This is a genomic window from [Clostridium] citroniae WAL-17108, from assembly GCF_000233455.1.
GTDB classification, from domain to species: Bacteria; Bacillota; Clostridia; order Lachnospirales; family Lachnospiraceae; genus Enterocloster; species Enterocloster citroniae.
In genome coordinates this window covers 783,958-803,546 of sequence record NZ_JH376420.1, presented here as the reverse complement: position 1 = coordinate 803,546, position 19,589 = coordinate 783,958, and the positions used below count along the sequence as shown (strand labels likewise).

General features: G+C 47.3%; 15 protein-coding genes and 1 pseudogene. All 16 read left to right on the top strand.

Annotation, left to right across the window (positions count from 1 at the left end; translation table 11 throughout):
* Positions 1-28 precede the first annotated feature (28 nt).
* The 16 genes and pseudogenes from HMPREF9469_RS03530 (at position 29) to HMPREF9469_RS03455 (ending at position 19,586) form a co-directional block, all read left to right on the top strand.
* Positions 29-1,432, top strand: a complete 1,404-nt coding sequence (locus tag HMPREF9469_RS03530) for a GntR family transcriptional regulator (protein ID WP_007859207.1) — start codon at positions 29-31, stop codon at positions 1,430-1,432.
* A gap of 181 nt (positions 1,433-1,613) precedes the next feature.
* Complete coding sequence (locus HMPREF9469_RS03525) at positions 1,614-3,623, top strand: L,D-transpeptidase family protein (protein WP_007859205.1); 2,010 nt, start codon at positions 1,614-1,616, stop codon at positions 3,621-3,623.
* A gap of 290 nt (positions 3,624-3,913) precedes the next feature.
* On the top strand, positions 3,914-4,789 hold the full coding sequence (locus HMPREF9469_RS30505) for an AraC family transcriptional regulator (RefSeq protein WP_166459972.1): 876 nt from the start codon (positions 3,914-3,916) through the stop codon (positions 4,787-4,789).
* 370 nt (positions 4,790-5,159) lie between these two features.
* Complete coding sequence (locus tag HMPREF9469_RS03515; protein ID WP_007859201.1) at positions 5,160-6,290, top strand: tyramine oxidase subunit B; 1,131 nt, start codon at positions 5,160-5,162, stop codon at positions 6,288-6,290.
* An 83-nt stretch (positions 6,291-6,373) separates the two neighbouring features.
* Entirely contained in the window at positions 6,374-7,945 is a 1,572-nt protein-coding gene (locus HMPREF9469_RS03510; protein ID WP_007859199.1) for an ABC transporter substrate-binding protein, read from the top strand.
* 56 nt (positions 7,946-8,001) lie between these two features.
* Positions 8,002-8,946, top strand: coding sequence for an ABC transporter permease (locus tag HMPREF9469_RS03505; RefSeq protein ID WP_007859197.1), 945 nt, complete (start codon positions 8,002-8,004; stop codon positions 8,944-8,946).
* Positions 8,946-9,851, top strand: a complete 906-nt coding sequence (locus tag HMPREF9469_RS03500) for an ABC transporter permease (RefSeq protein WP_007859195.1) — start codon at positions 8,946-8,948, stop codon at positions 9,849-9,851. The genes HMPREF9469_RS03505 and HMPREF9469_RS03500 overlap by 1 nt, the downstream gene beginning before the upstream one ends.
* Before the next feature lie 8 nt (positions 9,852-9,859).
* Complete coding sequence (locus HMPREF9469_RS03495; protein ID WP_007859193.1) at positions 9,860-10,861, top strand: ABC transporter ATP-binding protein; 1,002 nt, start codon at positions 9,860-9,862, stop codon at positions 10,859-10,861.
* A gap of 12 nt (positions 10,862-10,873) precedes the next feature.
* On the top strand, positions 10,874-11,854 hold the full coding sequence (locus HMPREF9469_RS03490) for an ABC transporter ATP-binding protein (RefSeq protein WP_007859192.1): 981 nt from the start codon (positions 10,874-10,876) through the stop codon (positions 11,852-11,854).
* Between the two features lie 5 nt (positions 11,855-11,859).
* A complete protein-coding gene (locus HMPREF9469_RS03485; RefSeq protein WP_007859191.1) occupies positions 11,860-12,747 on the top strand; it encodes a dihydrodipicolinate synthase family protein in 888 nt (295 codons plus the stop codon).
* Between the two features lie 12 nt (positions 12,748-12,759).
* Entirely contained in the window at positions 12,760-14,436 is a 1,677-nt protein-coding gene (locus HMPREF9469_RS03480) for a thiamine pyrophosphate-binding protein (protein ID WP_007859190.1), read from the top strand.
* A 135-nt stretch (positions 14,437-14,571) separates the two neighbouring features.
* Positions 14,572-15,063, top strand: a pseudogene (locus tag HMPREF9469_RS03475) (NAD(P)-dependent oxidoreductase); the annotation flags it as partial.
* Positions 15,064-15,209: 146 nt separating this feature from the next.
* The gene (locus HMPREF9469_RS32315) at positions 15,210-15,425 is read left to right on the top strand and encodes a hypothetical protein (protein ID WP_040414934.1); all 216 of its coding nucleotides are present in this window, start codon (positions 15,210-15,212) and stop codon (positions 15,423-15,425) included.
* Positions 15,426-15,759: 334 nt separating this feature from the next.
* A complete protein-coding gene (locus HMPREF9469_RS03465; protein WP_007859188.1) occupies positions 15,760-16,419 on the top strand; it encodes a class II aldolase/adducin family protein in 660 nt (219 codons plus the stop codon).
* A 33-nt stretch (positions 16,420-16,452) separates the two neighbouring features.
* The gene (locus HMPREF9469_RS03460) at positions 16,453-18,540 is read left to right on the top strand and encodes a PTS sugar transporter subunit IIA (protein ID WP_007859187.1); all 2,088 of its coding nucleotides are present in this window, start codon (positions 16,453-16,455) and stop codon (positions 18,538-18,540) included.
* A 17-nt stretch (positions 18,541-18,557) separates the two neighbouring features.
* On the top strand, positions 18,558-19,586 hold the full coding sequence (locus tag HMPREF9469_RS03455) for an alcohol dehydrogenase catalytic domain-containing protein (RefSeq protein WP_007859186.1): 1,029 nt from the start codon (positions 18,558-18,560) through the stop codon (positions 19,584-19,586).
* The last annotated feature ends 3 nt before the right edge of the window (positions 19,587-19,589 follow it).

The window sequence follows — 19,589 nt, the reverse complement described above, 5'->3', positions numbered from 1 at the left end:
CATGAAAATGCCGGCCCGGTGAAACGATATGTATACAGATGACGGGCTATACCGTGTGATTTACGAATATTTTGAATCCAGAATCCTTTTTGCGGTATATAAATGCGGCGAATGCCTGCCGTCTATCCCGGAGACAGGGCGGTTTTTCCATATGAGTCCTGCCGCCGTTCATTCGGCCCTGGAACTGCTGGTGCGAAAGGGCCATATAAAAATGACCGGCAATCAGACAGCGGTGGTTACATATGCGGCCAAATCAGGCGATGTAAAGGAACATGCAGCAAAGTATTTTGCCCTCCGTGAAGAAGGGATCAAAGATATGATCCAATCGGCCCCGCTGCTTATGGGGCCATTGTGGCTGGAGGGACTTAGGAAAGGGACGCAGCAGGACTGGGATAAGATACGGAATGCCCTTGCCTTTCCCTCACTGGGGGTCATATCAGTATTGGTGGAACTTTACAGCCTGACTTTGGGAACGCTGAATAATAAGCTGATCCTGAACCTGTTTTGGGAAGAAATCCGCTATCTGCGTTTCCCATATCTTACGGATAATCGGCTGGAAAACCAGGAACCGATGAACACGGGGATGTCCAATCATGAGATCATTGAGCTATTGAGGGAGATCTTTTTTGGCTCATACAAAGAATTGATGGATGACCTGTCCCGCTTTATCAGGGAGGAAGGAACTAAATATTTAATTGGCAGCAGCAGGATTCCCTTTCAGTGGAATATTTACCGCCGCAGGCCTCAGATCAAATATTCCCTTGCAGGCCATCTCATCTGGGAAGTGGTAAAAGGGGAATATCAGATTGGCACCTATCTTCCCTCCCTGCCCCAGATTGCCCAAAAGTATCATGTATCCGTGGCCACGGTACGGCGCACCCTGGAACTTTTGTCACAAATGGGAGTTACCCAGTCATTCCATGGAAAGGGAACCCTGGTGGTTATGAGAACAGCCAAACTGAATTTCGGGATGCCCGGTATCCTGGAAGGAATGAGCCTATATCTGGAAAGCCTTCAGATTTTTGCGCTGACGATACGTGATATTACAATGTATACCATTAAGGAATGTACGGCGGAGGAGCTGAAGCGCCTGACCGGAAAATTTACCCAACTCATTCAGGAAAAAAGAGTGCATCTATGTTTTGAAGCGTATTTTAAATGGATTGATCAGTATTGCCCTCTGGCAACCGTACGTGAATGCTATCATAAGCTGCAAAGACTGCTGACCTGGGGATACCCGGTGATGCTGTATCGGATCAGAAACCAAAACATTCAGGCGAGATATACAGGATTCGCAAAGGAGATAAGCACATTGCTGTGCGAAAACAGGCTGGAAGAGTTTTCGGATGCCTGGAGGCGGATCATGGAGCAGGAGGAACGGGAGGCCCGTAAATTCGTATCCGATGTAAAGCCGAGACCAATATCCCGCTGATAATTTGAATGATCATACCAAAGAAGGACCGTGCGCCATGCGCCGGTCCCTCTTTGCTTGCTGACCGAAATTATACGCCATACAATTCTCCGGTTCTCGCAATACAAAGTTAATGCTACAATATTGCTATGAAAATGCAGCAGAAAAGCGTCAGTTTATAATAGAGAGGGATATCAGCAACATGAATGAACGGTTGGAAAGATCCAGGAGCGCGGCTAAGGGCCAGGGCAGCCCAAGACGGGGAAAACAGAGCGTGGGCGGAGAGCGGAAACCATACACATCTGGGAAACGGAAACGCCGCAGTAGAAAGCGGCAGAGATGCATCAGACGTATGATACAGGTTTTAGTGATTGCAGCAGTGGTTGTTTATTTGCTATTCAGCCTGAAATATAACAAAGTGTTTCTTCCTAATACCGTGATAGGGGGGATCTCTGTATCAGGGATGGATCTGGAGGAGGTCAAGTCAAAGATCACCGAAGGTATCAGCGGCTATGAACTGGTGGTGGAGGAGAGGGACGGAAAAGAGGAGCGTATCCTGGGCAGGGACATTGGTCTTGCACCGGTCTTTGACGGATGCCTGGAGACAATACTGGAATATCAGAATCCACTGTTATGGGGAATCCGATGCATTAAGGGGGAGGAGTACGGGCAGGATTATATGGTTTCCTTTGATAAAGGGAAGTTTGAACAGGAGGTTCTTAGTCTGGCATGCCTGAAGCCGGAGCAGACCAGGGAACCGGAGGACGCACACTTGGCCTATGTCAGCGGAGAGGGACTTCAGATCATTCCGGAGGAATATGGAAATTGTCCGGATCCTCAGCTGCTTTTGGAAGAGACAGAAAAAGCAGTTGCCGGTTTACAGCAACGGATCTCACTGGAACAGGCAGGCGTTTATAAAAGCCCGGAAATCCTGGAACATGATCCGGATCTTAAATCCAGGCTGGAGCGCTGGAAACCATATGCGGATACGGTTGTGACCTACCGGTTTGGAAGCCGCAGCGAGGTGTTGGATGGAACTGCCATTATGTGGTGGCTGTCCGATGACGGAAACGGAACAGTGGTGATAGACAGGTCAAAGGCAGAGGCATATGTCCAGGGGCTGGCAAAGAAGTACAATACAGCCTATAAAGCAAAGGAACTTAAGACCGCCTATGGTCCCACGGTGGCCATTACAAAAGGGCATTATGGCTGGATGATCGACCAACAGAAGGAAACAGATGAATTGACAGCAATCATCCTGTCCGGCAAAAGCCGGGAGCGGGAGCCAGTGTATCTTCAGACAGCGGCCAGCCATGACGGCCCTGATTACGGAACCACTTATGTGGAAATGAATCTTACAGCCCAGCATTTATACTATTATAAAGACGGAAGGCTGCTGGTCGAATCTGATTTTGTCTCCGGTAATGAGGCAAAGGGATGGAGCACTCCGGCAGGCGCTTACGATTTGACCTATAAGCAGAGAAATGCAGTTTTGAGAGGAAAGAATTACAATACGCCGGTCACATATTGGATGCCGTTTAACGGGAATATAGGAATGCATGACGGTTACTGGCGTTCCAGCTTTGGGGGGACGATCTATAAGAAAAATGGATCCCACGGCTGTATCAATCTTCCTCCGGCTGTTGCAAAAACCATATTTGAGAACATTGAAGCCGGGATCCCGGTGCTCTGCTATCACATGGAAGGGACAGAGGAGGAAAAGACAACCAATATATCCTCCGGAAAAACATCCCCATCCGGCCAAAAAGAAGACACAAAGCCCACATCGGCGGATATGCCGACAGCCCAGGACGTTCAGATGCAGACAGGGGAAGGGACAGGGAAGGGACAGGGGGATGAGACTGGGAAGGGACTGGGGAATGAGACTAGTAATGAGGCAGAGAATGAGGCAGAGAATGGGGCAGTAGATGGGGCAGGAAATGAGGCGGGGAATGAGTCAGTGGAAAATGGGACCCCACAATCAAATTCCCAGCCTTCAATCGAACCTGGCATAGGTTCGGGTATGGAATCCGGGCCGGATATAACCCCTGGTTCGGGTGTGGATGCCGGGATTGTTCCCGGTACCGGCAGCAAAATTGGGCCTGGCGGTGACAAAGAATTTGGGACGGATATGACTGTCGTGGTGGTACCAAACACCGATTCCGGCCTTATCCCTAATGGAATCGAAGAAACAGTGTCCACTGGACCATGATCTTGAAACCAGATCATAATCATATCCAAATTAAAGAAAACCTAAAAACATTTGATATATGGTAATAGCTGATATTGCAGCGGACACTATATGTCAAATGTTTTGTTTTTGGTTGTATTTGTGATCCATGATCACCCCATAAAATATTGATTGCCATCTATAGTGATGTCGTTTAAACTATATAACAGGGGCTTTTTCCATCTGCTATTTGGAGGGATGGGAAAATGGTAACAGACATCATAGTTTCATCATATGGCATGGAGCAACCGATGCATGACGGGAGGAAGGTTATGGAGGAGAAATATTACCAGTCAATTTCAGAGGATATACGTGTGATCCACAATATAAACAGCTTTAATGTAATGGAGTTTCCACATTTTCACAGTCACTATGAATTACATTTTACATTGTCGTATAATCTTAAATTTATTATTGAAAATACGATCTTTCATGTGCCCAAGGGGTCTGTTTTTGCGATCAAGCCGTATGTACCCCATATGACAGTTGTGCCGGACGAGGCCTGGTTTGAGCGTTATACAGTTCATATAGACCCTCAGATATTAAAGGAAATCAACTGCTATGAGGGATTTAATCTGTTGGAGTTGTTTCAATCTAGTGAGTTTCCGGCCTGCCATATTAAATTGAGGGAAAAGGATATAACCATTTTTGAAAAGTTATTAGATCGGGAAAGCGAGTGTTTAAACCATGATTTTTATGGTGCAAGTGTTTACCGGAAGCTTGTTTTATCTGAATTGCTGTTTTATCTGGAGAAGGTGAAGCATGAGAGCAATTCGGATGAGATTCAGATCTATAATGATGAGTACGGCATTTTAGCAAAAAATATCATGGATTATATTACTGAAAATATAACCATGGATTTGAATTTGGACCTATTGAGTGAAAAGTTTTTTATAAATAAATTTTCCCTGAGCCGCATTTTTAAAGAATACTGTGGTGTCACTGTAAACCAGTATATTATTTCCCGAAGGATCTATCAGGCATGTGAGCTTCTTAAAAACAACCAGCCGGTTTTTCAGGTGTGTGAGCAGTCGGGATTTTATGATTATGGACATTTTATCAGAACGTTTAAAAAACATGTGGGCATTTCACCAAAACAGTACGCGCTTCAGTTTCGCAAAACAGCAGAAAAGATACATAAAAATTAATCAATAAGCCGCTGTTATTGAATAACATTTGATTGTTAATCAATAACAGCGGTTTTCCTATTCACAAGTCCTTTCCGGATGCGCAAGATTTTTCTTGACTCAATGACCGTTCAAAGCTACCGTTCGAGAATGAATCCGTGGAAAATCCGCCCTAAAACAAGCAAAAATAATATTTAAAATAGTAAAATCTTAACAATAAAAATTGCGGAGAATTGATAAAATATGTATAAATAGCATATAAAATTAGATATATTATCAATAAAAAGCATTTTTTGCACAAAAAATGCTGAGAAATCCCAACCCATTACCCTTATAATAAAAATACATAAAGGATTTGAAAACACAATCAATATTATAAGGAGGATTTGTTATGGATCAGAGTGTACGTGTAAGATTTATGTCGGAGCCGGACATGATTGAGGCAGGTGTTCTGGATATGGAAGGCTGTCTTAATGCGGTGCAGGATGCCTTTGCCCTGCTGGCAGAAGGGGACTATCTGATGGGAGGACCAAGTGAGAATGACCATGGGCATTTGATTTGGTTCCCGGCAAAAAAGAAGGGCCCCAGAATGCCGGAGGCCGGCCCTGACAGAAGGTTCATGGCAATGGTTGCGTACCTTGGCGGAGATTACCACATTTGCGGTGAAAAATGGTATGGTTCCAATATTGCCAACAGGAATATTGGTCTTCCAAGATCCATCCACTCTATTATACTTAATGATCCTGACAATATTAAGCCTCTTGCCTTTATGTCGGGCAATTTGCTGAGTCAGATGAGGACCGGCGCGGTTCCGGGGATCGGGGCAAAATTTTTAGCCAGAGAGGGAGCGGAAACGGTTGGAATCATTGGAGCCGGAATGGTGGGAAAGACAGCTTTATTAGGGGTTAAGACAGCTGTGAAGTCAATAAAAAAGGTATATATCTATGATGTTTTCATGTCTGCCTCAGAACGCTTCGCAACCTATGCCAAAGAGGAGCTTGGACTGGAACCCGTTATAGTAAACACCCTGGAAGATGCGGTAAAGGATATGGATATTGTACATATTGCAGCATCCGGTGAAGTACTACCCGCAATTGATACCAACCTGTTAAAGAAGGGGGCACTGCTGTGTCTGACAGGTGCTGCAGATTTTACCACAGATGACTGGATTAAAGACTGCCAGATTTATGCAGATAACTGGAAACTGCATGAGGCATTTCTCCATGAAATGGATTATCCAAGAGAGGGAATCAGGGACGAGATCTTATCCTGGGCTCCGTCAGCTCCTGTTATTGATGCGGCATATCAGGGAAAATTCCAGGGAAGCAAGGTAAAGAACCTGGGAGATGTTGTGATTGGAAAGAGTCCGGCCAGAGAGCATCAGGATGACAAGATCATATTCATCACAAGCGGCATGGCGGTGGAGGATCTTGCATGGGGAAAGAAGATCCTTGAAAAAGCAGAGGAAAAGAATATTGGCCAGATGCTGACCTTCTGGGAAAAACAGTATTGGCTGAAATAGAGTATGGATATTGATGATGTAAATAACTTGAAAATAAAGTGGAAAGGAGTGTTCACCTGATATAACGGTGGGCAGTACATGAGATGAAACATATAATAAATTCAATTTTGCTGACTGCTTTTTGTGTAGCAGTGGTAACTGGATGCTCTTCGGGAAAACAGGTGGATACATCCAAAGCTGCAAGTAATACCGGAGAGACCCTGGCACAGGGAGAAGACAATTTTAATGCTGATATTACAGTGGTCCAGGCACTGGATATGGTGAGTTTTGATCCGGTCCAGTCATCGGATATGTCAAACGTATACACCCTTGCCAACCTATACAGCCGTTTGTTCCGCTACAGTGAAAACCTTGGAGCAGATAATGAATTATGTAAGGAGTATGAGCGTGTCAGTGATACGGAGTGGCATTTCAAAATTTGGGAAAATGTAAAATGCCATGACGGCTCCATACTGACCACGGATGATGTGGTGTATTGCCTTCAAAGAGCAAAGGAATCATCCATCATGACCGCCTTATTTGCTCCGGTAGAATCCATAGAAAAGCTGGATGATGTGACCATTTCCATTACCACCAGCAGCCCTTATCCATCACTTCCAACCGCATTGACAAATGTGGCGACCTCGATCGTGCCCAAAGCATATTGCGAACAGGCCATGGCTTCAAACGACTGGTCTAAGCCCATCGGCAGCGGCAGATACAGGTTTGAGAGCAGGGTCATAGGGGACACCATAAAATTCAGCCGCTTTGACGAATATTTTGACCCGGATGACATGGCGTTAAATCAATCCCTGACCATTAAAGTCATTCCGGAAGGAACCGCCAGGACCATTGCGATCGAAACAGGAGCGGCAGACTTTAATGCTGAGTTTGCGGCAGCGGATTATGCCCGGGTGGTTGACAATCAGGACCTAAAGCTTTGGGAAAAGGATTCCCAGATGGTATGGCACCTGGGTATGGATAATACCGCCCAGTGGTTTGACAATAATCTTGTGCGGCAGGCGGTCAACTATGCGGTGGACAGAGATTCCTGCCTGCAGGTGGGATACGAAGGTCTGGGGAAAGTGGTATATAACTGTGCTACCTTTGCGCCTACTGTAATGGGAGCGGTAGAGAATCCCTTGGATATGTACTCCTATGATCCGGCTAAGGCGAAAGCCCTTATGGAAGAAGCGGGATGTCCGGGTTTCAGTACCCAGCTCATTGTATTCCGTGACGAGGCAGAACGGATGGCCACTGTAGTGCAGGCCAATCTGGCTGATATCGGGATCAGTGCGGAGATCACCCGTATCGAAAATGCGGTATTTCCATCCTATATAGCAGAGCATAAAGCACCTATGTTTATTACAAGCTGGGGCTGTTATGGGGATCCGGATCTGTTCCTGGGGCGCCGTTTTACAGAGGCAGGATACGGGGGCGTGAACCGGGTATGGTATACGAATCCGGAACTGGATGCAATGATAGTGGAAGGCAGAAGCCATTTTGAGGAGGCGGAACGGATCCCTGTATACCAGAAGATCCAGGAGTTTATGGCAGTAGAAGCTCCGGAGGCGGATCTGTTTGTCAGCAAAACCCTGGCTCTGAGCAATAACCGGCTGAAAGGTGTCGAACTGAATGCGGAGAGGGCATCGAATTACTATAAGCTGCACTATTAATGGTAATTATGCCTCCCGGTGAGTCGGGAGGCATATTTTAGATATGGGGGAATTACATGATAAAATATGTTTTAAAAAGACTGATCACATTGATACCCATTATATTGGCTTTAACATTTTTTGTATTTACTATTTTATATATGACTCCCGGAGATCCCACAGAGATCATATTGGGAAATGATTACACGGAGCAGGCCAGTATCCAGCTAAAGCAGGAACTTGGCCTGGATAAGCCTTTTATTGTCAGGTATGTTAATTATGTGCTGAACCTTGCAAAAGGCGATTTTGGTATTTCCTATATTACCAGGGCGCCTGTTTCCGAACAGCTGCTTGCCCGTTTTCCAAATACTTTTAAGATCGTGATCGCTGCTATGGTCTTTTGTGTGGTGGTTGGAATGCCCATTGGAATACGCTCAGCCACCAAACCAAACTCCCTTTCCTCAAAGATCAGCATGGTGGTGGGCCTGATGGGGGTATCTATGCCGGTTTTCTGGCTGGGGCTTTTACTGGTCCTGCTCTTTTCCGTTCATCTTGGGTGGCTGCCATCCAGCGGTATGGATAATGGCTTTAAGAGCATCATCCTGCCTGCGGTGACGGTTGGTGCCAACTATATGGCAAACACCATGAGGACCACAAGGTCCTCCATGATGGAGTCGATCCGGCAGGATTACATACGGACGGCCAGGGCTAAGGGAGTCAGTGAGCGGGATGTGATATATGACCATGCGCTGGGGAACGCCCTGATGCCCACTATAACCGTTATTGGGTTAAACGTGGGAGCATTATTAGGCGGACTTGTATATTGTGAGACCGTGTTCTCCATTCCGGGAACCGGACGTCTTCTGGTGGAATCCATCAACAAACGTGATGCACCATGTGTACTGGGATGCCTGGTGATCATGGCTGTCTGCGTTGCTGTTTCAAATCTGATCGTGGATCTGATCTATGCCTATATCGATCCCAGGATCAAGGCACAGTACAGTAAAGGAGGCAAACGCTAATGGAAAATCCGGCTAAGAAATATACAAATAAGAAGGAGTTTTACCGCCAATTTAAGAAAAAAAGCAATGCGTATGAATTGTGGCTCCGGTTTATGAAGAATAAAACAGCGCTCCTGGGTCTGTTTATATTCTGCGCCATCGTCCTTCTGGCAATAGGGGCTCCTCTGCTGGCCAGTTATGAGAATGATGTGATCCGTTTGGATGTGGCTAACAGACTCCAGTCGCCGGGAAACGGGCATTTACTGGGGACGGATGAGATGGGGCGGGATATATTCGCCCGGCTGGTATTTGGCGCAAGGATCTCCCTTGTGGTCGGTATCTCATCAGTTGCCGTTGCGCTTTTGATCGGAGGAACATTGGGGGCGATCTCCGGTTTTTACGGAGGGATCATTGACAGTGTTATCATGAGGATCATGGATGTGTTCCTGTGCCTTCCGGATGTTCTTTTGGCCTTGGCGATCATTGCCACCTTCGGGGTCAGCAAGGTGAATCTTGTCATATCCATCGGTTTGTCATTTACACCCAAATTCTCCAGGATCGTGCGTTCGGTCGTGCTGGGGGTGCGTGGGAGCGAGTATATTGAGGCGGCCCGGTCAATTGGGGCAAAGGACGGACATATCATCCTTCACCACGCCCTTGTCAACTGCATGGGACCCATTATCGTACAGGTCACCCTGTATGTGGCCAGCGCCATATTGACGATCTCGGGTCTGAGCTTTCTTGGACTGGGCATTCAGGCTCCCGCTCCCGAGTGGGGCAATATGCTGGCGTCAGGCCGGGCATTTATGCGGGATGAGGCTTATATCGTAATGGCTCCGGGCCTGGCTATCTTTTTTACCATTCTGTCTTTGAACCTTTTGGGAGATGGATTGAGGGATACCTTAGACCCAAGGCTTAAACATTAGGAGAGCAAATGATGGAAGAGAAACGTCAGTCAGACAATACGCTTGAAATTAAAAATCTAATTATACGATATATATCCGATGATGAAACCGTATACGCGGTGAATGGGATTGATATAACGATTCCCAGGGGAAAGACAGTGGGGCTGGTAGGAGAAACAGGAGCCGGTAAGACAACCACTGCGCTTTCAATATTAAACCTGGTTCCGGAGCCGCAGGGAAAGGTTATTTCCGGGGAAGTCCTGCTGGAAGGAAAGGACGTTCTGAAAATGTCTCCCCATGAACTCCATGCCATACGGGGAAACCAGGTGGCCATTATTTTCCAGGACCCAATGACATCCTTAAACCCGATCAAAACCGTGGGTGATCAGATCGCGGAGGGGATCCGCATCCACCAGAAGGTGGACCACAAGGAGGCATTTAAGCGTGCCCAGGATATGTTGGAAATGGTGGGGATACCGGCAAGCCGCGCATCGGAATTCCCGCACCAGTTTTCCGGAGGGATGAAGCAGAGGGTAGTGATCGCAATGGCCCTGGCCTGCAGTCCGGACCTGCTGATCGCAGATGAAGCCACCACGGCTTTGGACGTTACCATACAAGCCCAGGTTTTAAAACTGATCAATGAATTAAAACAAAAATATAACACATCCATGCTGATCATCACCCATGATCTGGGGGTTGTGGCAGAGGTATGTGACACGGTGTGTATTATGTATGCGGGTAAAATCATAGAACATGGCACATTGGAGGATATTTTTGATCATCTGTATCACCCATATACAAAGGGCTTGTTTGATTCCCTGCCGGATATAGATAAGCGGGATGAAGAGTTAAAGCCCATAAAGGGCCTGATACCGGATCCAACGAACCTGCCGTCCGGCTGTTCATTCCATCCAAGATGTGAGTATGCCACGGATGAATGCAGGAAAACAGAGCCAATGCATAAATGGATCAGCAGCACCCATTATGTAAGCTGCCATCTGTATGATAACACAGATGAAAATATGCTTTAGGAGGGAAAGCTATTGGGAAAAACAGTATTAGAGGTTAAAAATTTAAAGAAATATTTTAATGTTGCAGCAGGCACCCTCCATGCGGTAGATGACGTGAGTTTTAAGATCGAGGATGGAAAAACATTGGGGCTGGTGGGGGAGTCCGGGTGCGGGAAGTCCACCACAGGGCGGGCGATCCTCAGACTGATCGAACCTACCAGCGGCCAGATCATTTTTAACGGTGTTGATATTGCCAAGCTGAACAATGCCGAGATGAGAAAGATGAGAAGGGAAATGCAGCTCATCTTCCAGGATCCGTTTTCATCATTAAATCCAAGAAAAACCGTTGCGGAAACCATTGAGGAACCCCTTATCTTATCAAAGATGATCACTGACAAGAATAAACGCTTTATGCGGGTCCTGGAACTCATGGAGCGTGTGGGACTGGCAGAGCGCCTGGTGAATACATATCCACATGAGTTAGATGGAGGCCGCAGGCAGAGGATCGGGATCGCACGTGCATTGGCCATGAACCCTAAGTTTATTGTCTGCGATGAACCTGTATCGGCTCTTGATGTGTCAATACAGGCCCAGATCTTGAATCTGATGAAAAAAATACAGCGTGAAATGGAGATCACGTATATTTTTATCACCCATGATCTGTCGGTTGTCAATTATTTCTCAGATGATATCGCTGTCATGTACCTGGGTCGGCTGGTGGAAAAGGCGCCCTCAGAGGAGCTGTTTAAAAATCCGCTCCATCCCTACACAGAGGCTTTGCTAAGCGCGATCCCCGTTCCCAGGATCCATGACCGCCCCAAGCGGATCCTGCTGAGAGGGGAGCTTTCATCGCCCATCAATCCCAGGCCCATCTGCCGCTTTGCCAACCGATGCCCCTATGCACAGGATATTTGCGGGCAGGAGGAGCCGCCGCTGGTCGAGGTTACCCCCAACCACTTTGTGGCCTGCCACCGCTGTGACGCCGGAATGTTAAATCTGAAAGAGAGAGGATAAATAATATGAGATTAAAAGGAATTTTCCCGCCAATGATCACCCCCTTTAAGGAAAATGGGGAAGTTGACTACGAGGCATTTACCTACAATGTAAAAAAATGGGAGAAGACGGACATGGATGGCCTCCTTGTCTTGGGGTCTAACAGCGAAACACCATTTTTAAGGGAAGATGAGAAACTGAAGCTGATCGAATTGACCGTAAAGTATGCCGGGGATAAGGTGGTGATGTGCGGCACCGGGATGGAGACTGCAAAAGACACCATTGACCTGACAAACCGTGCGGCTGATCTGGGGGCTGACTGTGCTCTGATATTGACTCCCTGTTTTTATGACGCTGCCATGAAGACGCCTGCTTTGCTTGAATATTACACCACGGTTGCCGACCATGTAAGCATACCGATCCTGGTATATAATGTACCTAAATTTACCCATGTAAACGTGGGAGCCGACCTGATCTCCCAGCTTGCAAAACATCCCAATATCATAGGAATGAAAGACAGTTCAGGGGATATGCCCCAATTTGCCACCTTTAAACGGGTGACGGCAGGTGAGGACTTCTCCATCTTTGTGGGAACAGCTTCCGCATTGTATCCGGCCCTGGCACTTGGGGCAGCGGGAGGAATCCTGGCATTGGCAAACTGTAATCCCGAAGAATGTGTGGAGGTGTATAAAAAATACGGGAAGGGGGATATGGAAGGGGCGCTTAAGACATTCCAGAGAGTGTTCCCCATCAATACGGCGGTCACAGCAACCTATGGCATAGCCGGCCTAAAACACGCCTGCACGGTACAGGGGTACTGCGGCGGTTTTGTGCGCAAGCCTTTGATGGAATTAGCAAACGAAAACAAGAGGGCCGTTGAGGAAATACTCAGTACGGCAAAAAGACCGGAATAAAAGGAGGAAAACATGAATTTATCACAGGCCATAATTGAGATCTGTTTAAAGGAAGGGATCACAGATGCGTTCGGCATTCCCGGAGCGGGATGCAATGCGTTCTACGATGCCCTTAAGGATGTAAAGGAGAAGATCCATCACATCACCATGCGCCATGAGGAGTGCTGTGTCCATGCCGCAGACGGATATTTCCGCGCCAGCGGCCGCATGGCGCTGGCAGTCTGCACATCAGGGCCGGGAGCCACTAACTTTGTCACAGGCGTGTACACGGCTAACATTGACAGTATCCCCCTCATTGCCATCACAGGTCAGGCTGTAAGGGCACAGCTGGGAAAGGACTCGTTCCAGTGTGTTGACATGGCGGACATTGTAAGGCCGGTTGCAAAGCATGCGGTCTGCATCACGAACCCCAAGACAGCAGTGGATGAGGTCATCCAGGCCTTCCGCCTGGCCAAGAGCGGTAAGCCCGGACCGGTGGTCCTTGATATCCCTTTAGATATGCAGAAGGCAGAGGTGGATTTTGATCCGGATACATATGTGCCAGTAAAGGTTGAGAACCCAAAGGCCTCCCCGGCAGCCATTGCAGCCGCAATGGATCTGTTACAGTCAGCCGAAAACCCGGTGATTCTTATGGGCGGAGGCGTTGTGCTGGCCGGAGCTGAAAAAGAACTGATGGAGTTTGCCCGGATCATGGATATCCCGGTTGTGATCACATACATGGCCAAGGGAGCTGTTTCCACTGATCATCCGTTATACGCAGGGATGCCGGGGATCCAGTGCGGGAACCCCATGGGAAATAAGACATTTCTGGAATCGGACGTGGTTTTGGCCATAGGAAACCGTTTTACAGACAGGCATACAGGAGCTCTCGATGTGTACAGAGGGGACCGCCGGTTTATCCATATCAATGTGGAGCCAAAGGAGATCGGAAAGATATTCCAGCCCGACCTGGGGATCGTGGCAGACGCAAAGGATGCGGTGGGCCAGCTGCTGGCGGCTGCCGGAAGGCTGGGTCAGCAGAAAGGGGCTTCCCGGGTGGCCGGGATACCGGCTGAGAGGGAGCGGTTAAAGAGGAAGACAGACCATGACTGTGTCCCCATCAATCCCCACCGTGTGTTCGGTGAGCTGAACCGGGCATTTGGGGAGGACACCATGTTCACCACCGGCTGCGGCATTACTCAAATCTGGTCGGGACAGATGCAGGAGATCCACAGGGCCAGAAGATACTTCCCCTCAGGGGGAGCCGGGTGCCTGGGCTGGGATATCCCGGGAGCCATCGGAGCCATGGTGGGAGATGAAAAGAAGGCCAAATGCGTATGCGTGATGGGAGACTTTGGATTCACCTTCCATGCCCAGGAGCTTGCCACCGCAGCCACCAACCAGGTGCCCTTGATCGTATGTATTGTCAACAATGCCTACCTTGGACTGATCAGGCAGAACCAGAAGTTTGCCTATGATTATGAATACGGCGTGGCCATGCCGGAGAACCAGGGAGAGATTGACTATGTGATGGTCGCAAAGGGATTTAACTGCGAAGCAGAACGTGTGTTCAGGCCGGAAGAGATAGCAGGAGCCTTTGAACGGGCAAAGGCTTCTGAGAAGCCATATGTGATCGATATCGTGTGTGAGCCACAGGCCCATTGCTCCATGGGGAATGATATTGCCCACATAAGGGAGTTTAATGTATAGCTATAAGGAAGATAGGCAGAACACGTGAAAATTGTTATATTAGACGGTTATACGGAAAATCCGGGTGATTTAAGCTGAGCTGGGATGAGGGAACTGGGGGATCTGACTGTCTATGGCAGGACCGCCCTCTCTGATTGGCAGTGTAATCCGGACTGGTGTTTCTGGGATCATCCCCTGATCGAACTCTCGGGAAAGACCATGGGCATGAAGGTGCTGGTATACGATGCATACAAGATCGACAGCCTTGTATCAGACACCTGTAGATATACAGAACTGGACGAATTATATGCCTTGTCGGATGTGATCGCCCTTCATTGTCCTCTGTTCCCTGACATAGAGGGGGTCGTTAACAGGAACTCCATAGCAAAGATGAAGGATGGGGTTATCATCCTCAATGATTCCAGGGGACCTCTGATCGTGGAGGAGGACTTAAGAGAGGCCCTGGATCGCGGGAAGGTAGCTGCCGCCGGTTTGGATGTGGTTTCCACTGAACCCATCAGGGGTGAAAATCCGTTGCTACAGGCAAAGAACTGTATTATCACACCCCATATTGCGTGGGCACCAAAGGAGAGCAGGCAGAGTCTGATGGATATTGCCGTATCGAATCTTAGGGCTTTTGTAGATGGTGAATGTGGTGAATCAATAGAATATGCCGGAGGGATGATATCGGATTTATTATCAGAGGAATTCAGAAAATTGGGGAGGAAGGGTTTAGTAGCGGATGATGCCAGGCTTATACGGAATACCGGGGAAAAGGTGATATAAGAGAGGATGTGGCAGAAAAACTCTCTGCTTTTACCGGTACGGACATTGATGCGGACAGGAATCTTATTTTAACCCCAGGAACACAAGGTGCACTTTCCTTGGCCATGGGAGCCCTTGTGGGCAGGGGTGGCAAAGCAGCGATCGTTGAACCTGATTATTTTGCAAATCTGATTCTGAGATTTCAAGAACCCTCAAAGTCTGGGCAGGTTACGTACGGATTATGAGAGCCATTGTCCGTCTGGTAAATGAAGCGGGTGTATTTATGGTAATCTGGACTGTGATCAAACAGGTTAATGGAGCCATGGCAAAGAGAGCCGGAACGCCAAAAGGAGAAAAGTAATAATTGTAAATAATGTAATGGATGCTGTTGTTTACGTGATATTCTATGTAAACAACAGCATTTTTCTGTTACAGTAAAGTTACCTAAAAAGCATGGTTACTAAAAAACCTTACCACTATACGGAAGAGTCTTGTTATTGATTATTATAGTGATGGAGGTTATGATGTATCTATCAAAAACGTATATGCATATACAGGATTTGTGAAAGGAAGTGTACGATGTTACTAAAAGAATTGCGGGAAGAGGCTGTAAAAACCGGACTGCGGATCGCTAAAAGCGGGTTGGTACAGTCAACCCAGGGAAATATATCCATTGTTGACAGAAATCTTGGTTTAATGGCTATTACTCCAAGCGGTATGAATTATGATGAAATAAGGGCCGAGGATGTCGTTGTGACAGACCTGTTTGGCAATATAGAAGAAGGGGAACGCAATCCATCCACGGAACTGCCTGTGCATGCTTATATTTTGAGGGAGCGGGATGATATCAATGCAATTGTACATACCCATTCTCCCTATGCAACAGCCATGACCCTGGTCAACCAGGAGATTCCACCGGTTATGATCCAGTTAGGCGAGGCAGTCGGGGGAAATGTGCCAATTGCACCATATACAACAGGCGGACAGGAAAAATTGGGAATTGTAGCTTTGGATACAATGAAGGAAAAAAATGCAGTACTCTTAAAGAACCATGGGGTCATTGCTGTTGGTCCCACATTAAAGCGGGCATTGTTTGTAGCCGAGATGGTGGAGGATACGGCGAAGGTATACTGGATCGCAAAGTGCATGAATCTGGGCGAACCGGAAACACTTTCAGCGGAAGCGGCAGCAGGTGTGCTGGAGCGGTATAAGGTGAGGTACGGACAAAAGGGCGACTGATTTAGATAGTCATTCTGAAAATGGGGGAAGGGAATGAAACACAGGGCTGTAGAGATTCTAATGGATATCATGCGCAGCGCGGATGGAAAAGTTTTCACAGGACAGCTGATGGAGATGTATCAGATTGGCGACAGGACTTTACGCAACGATCTGAAACAGATCAATGAATACCTCATCTCCCTGGGACAGTCCCCGCTGCGGATTATGGCTGAGGGGAAAATCCTGCTTCCCCCTAAGGCGGACAGGATGTTTATGTTGGAGTCCCTGGGGGATCAGGCTCTTAAGGTGTATACCATGTTGCCCCGTGAGCGGGAGATGATCCAATTCATCTTTCTTTTAAATGCCGGGAACTATGTCACCATGGGTGAAATTGCCGCAAAGATGGATATCAGCCAGGTCACTGCCATTAATGACATATCCAGGCTGAGGGACCAGTTTCTGACCCAAGGGATACAGATAAAATCCAGTCCGGGCAGAGGGATATGCCTGATATATACGGAACGGTCCGTAAGGCACGTGCTGATCAGCCTGATGACAAGGATATTCGAGCAGTTTGACGGAAATTATAATGTGTTTCAAAATATTGTATTAGGCCAGTTGGATTTTTCATATCCCTTGGATTGGTTCTGGACAAAGGTGAACTATTATGAAAGGCAATCAAAGCTTAATTTATCTGAGGATGACTTAAAGATCATCACACTGTATTTTTTCGTTGCAATGAACCGATGCCTTAAGGATTTTTATATAACGGAAGCGGAGGTGGAGACGGAAACAGAACTGGATGACTGGAACCTTAAAAATCTATACAGAAGCATTGCAAAAGAATGCAGTATTGAAATAAGGCAGGAGGAACTTGCGGTACTTCACAATGACGCCAGGCTTTTTCAGGTATGTGCACCCTGTGAAGAGAACCCATATGAATACCAGAAGATCAAGACACGAGTGATTGATTTCCTTGGCAGTATATCCAAACAGTTGGGGGTAAACCTGTACTCGGATGAGGTTCTGTTGGAACTGCTGATCCAGTATTTTGTGAATGAAAGGAAAATGAATGAAAAACTGGATGACCAGCTGATTCTGCAAATGAGAGAGGATTACTTCCAAATTTACCAGGCGGTGTCAGAAACCCTGGATCTGCTTACAGACGATATACGGTATGATGATCTTGAGGAGATTACCTATATTGTAATGTATCTGGCAGCTGCCATAGAACGGATTGGCCTGTCGGAAAAAAAGCTGAATATTCTGATTGCCTGTCCGGGTGGTGTAGCGGTTGGCCAGCTTCTGGCCTCCAGGGTCAGACGGGTATTTAATTTTCATATAGTGGGCATCTGTTCGGCAGGCAGCCTTTATTATGATGAAAGGATGAAGGAGGCCGATTTTGTGATATCGGCCATTAACATAGCCAGAACGGATAAACCCGTGGTGGTAGTGGACCCCATGTTGAGCCGGGAGGACATAATCAATATTTATGAAGTGTCCTATGCGATCCTTAACAGGCAGAAACCACCCAATGATTCAGTAAACAAGCTGGAACAGGAATTGGAAAAACTTCAAAAGACAGTATGGGAACGCCAGGAACCATCTGATAGGGAAAAACTTGAGACAGCCATCAGGTCACTGAATCAGGCGTTTGGTAATCCAAGGCAGGATGGACTGGATGGTCTCAGGAGTGTGTTTAAGCCGGAATATGTTCAGAAAGTTACCAGATGTGACAATTGGGAACAAGCTTTAAAACTGGCAGCAGAGCCTTTAATACAGGATCACAGGTTAAGCCGGGAATATGTGGACGCCACCATTGAAAACTGTAAGATTAATGGACCATACTTTATCCTGAGGGAGGGGTTTTGTATTGCCCACGCATTGCCGGATAAGGGATTGATCAAACCCTGTCTGGGACTGCTGTTTATACAGGAAGGAGTGGATTTTGGGCATGAATTTTTTGGCCCTGTTCATATGCTGTTTTATACGTGTTTCAGGGAATCAGGCCAGTGGAATCTGAAGATACTCCGCTCATTGATCTCTCTGGCAGAGGACAATGTTAAGTGTGGGGAGATTGCGGCACAGGATTGCCAAAGAATGTATGAAGGAATCCTGAAGATCATTGCAGAGGATTTATAAAAGGAGGGTGAGGGGGAGTGAAGGCTCTTAGATATTGGGGCAGCGAGGGGGTTGTCCTGGAAGATGTGGAAATGCCGGAACTTTTGCCGGGAGGTGTTCTGCTGAAGGTGGAATCATGTGGGGTAAGTGATCTGGATATAAAGGTGTTTTCTGGGGCGGAAACTGACGGAGAAGGTATGATACCGGGAACACATTTTGCAGGCACGGTAACAGCTGTATCAGAAGGCTGCAGCTGTTATAAAGCCGGAGACCGCCTGGCTGTAAGCAGGATGTGGGCCTGCGGGAGTTGTCATGCATGTGAGATGGGAGACCAGCGTTTCTGTATGGATATGCCCGGGGAATTAAAGGGATTGCCTGGGGGTATGGCAGAATATGTATCTCTTTCAAAGGATTTTTTAAAACATGGATGGATCGTAAAGATTCCGGATAATGTGTCCTGCCATGAAGCTGCTGTAGCGGATGTAGCCAGTGCTGTTTATAAGTGCCAGGAACAATATGGGATCGGTCCGGGGAAAAGACTTCTGATCATAGGCAGCGGACCGGCAGGATGTATGCATACACAGATTGCAAAGCTGCGCGGGGCAGATCTTATCATACAGACAGACTGCTTTGCGGGCCGGTTGGAAATGGCAAGACCTTTCAGGGCAGACTGTCTTGTGGACAGTGAAAAGGAAGATCTTTCTGAAATCGTCACAAAAGAAACAAGGGGCAAGGGGATAGATATAGCAGTAATCACTTCGCCTGATGCACGGGTCATGGAACAGGTGCTGCCTGTTATGGCCCATAAGGGGAGGATTATCCTGTTTTCAAGATTTGAATACCAGGAGGCACTGGTGGATCTTGCCGCTGTGCAGCATAAGGAAATACAGATCTGTGGTACAGAGGGTTACGAGAAAAGGCATCTGACAGCCGTACTTGATCTGGCCAGCAGAAGAAAGCTGACTTTAAAATGGCTTGTCACAAAGGAGGCCGGACTAAAGGAGATCGACAAGGCTCTGGAAGAGATAAAAAGTAAAAAGCAATTAAAAGTAGTTATACATCCATAGACC

Excerpts from the sequence above, each read along its gene's own strand:
- HMPREF9469_RS03525 (WP_007859205.1), top strand. The coding sequence starts at position 1,614 with ATGAATGAACGGTTGGAAAGATCCAGGAGCGCGGCTAAGGGCCAGGGC.
- HMPREF9469_RS03480 (WP_007859190.1), top strand. The coding sequence starts at position 12,760 with ATGAATTTATCACAGGCCATAATTGAGATCTGTTTAAAGGAAGGGATC.
- HMPREF9469_RS03465 (WP_007859188.1), top strand. The coding sequence starts at position 15,760 with ATGTTACTAAAAGAATTGCGGGAAGAGGCTGTAAAAACCGGACTGCGG.
- HMPREF9469_RS03500 (WP_007859195.1), top strand. The coding sequence starts at position 8,946 with ATGGAAAATCCGGCTAAGAAATATACAAATAAGAAGGAGTTTTACCGC.
- HMPREF9469_RS03530 (WP_007859207.1), top strand. The coding sequence starts at position 29 with ATGTATACAGATGACGGGCTATACCGTGTGATTTACGAATATTTTGAA.
- HMPREF9469_RS03485 (WP_007859191.1), top strand. The coding sequence starts at position 11,860 with ATGAGATTAAAAGGAATTTTCCCGCCAATGATCACCCCCTTTAAGGAA.
- HMPREF9469_RS03510 (WP_007859199.1), top strand. The coding sequence starts at position 6,374 with ATGAAACATATAATAAATTCAATTTTGCTGACTGCTTTTTGTGTAGCA.
- HMPREF9469_RS03505 (WP_007859197.1), top strand. The coding sequence starts at position 8,002 with ATGATAAAATATGTTTTAAAAAGACTGATCACATTGATACCCATTATA.
- HMPREF9469_RS03515 (WP_007859201.1), top strand. The coding sequence starts at position 5,160 with ATGGATCAGAGTGTACGTGTAAGATTTATGTCGGAGCCGGACATGATT.
- HMPREF9469_RS03460 (WP_007859187.1), top strand. The coding sequence starts at position 16,453 with ATGAAACACAGGGCTGTAGAGATTCTAATGGATATCATGCGCAGCGCG.
- HMPREF9469_RS30505 (WP_166459972.1), top strand. The coding sequence starts at position 3,914 with ATGGAGGAGAAATATTACCAGTCAATTTCAGAGGATATACGTGTGATC.
- HMPREF9469_RS03495 (WP_007859193.1), top strand. The coding sequence starts at position 9,860 with ATGATGGAAGAGAAACGTCAGTCAGACAATACGCTTGAAATTAAAAAT.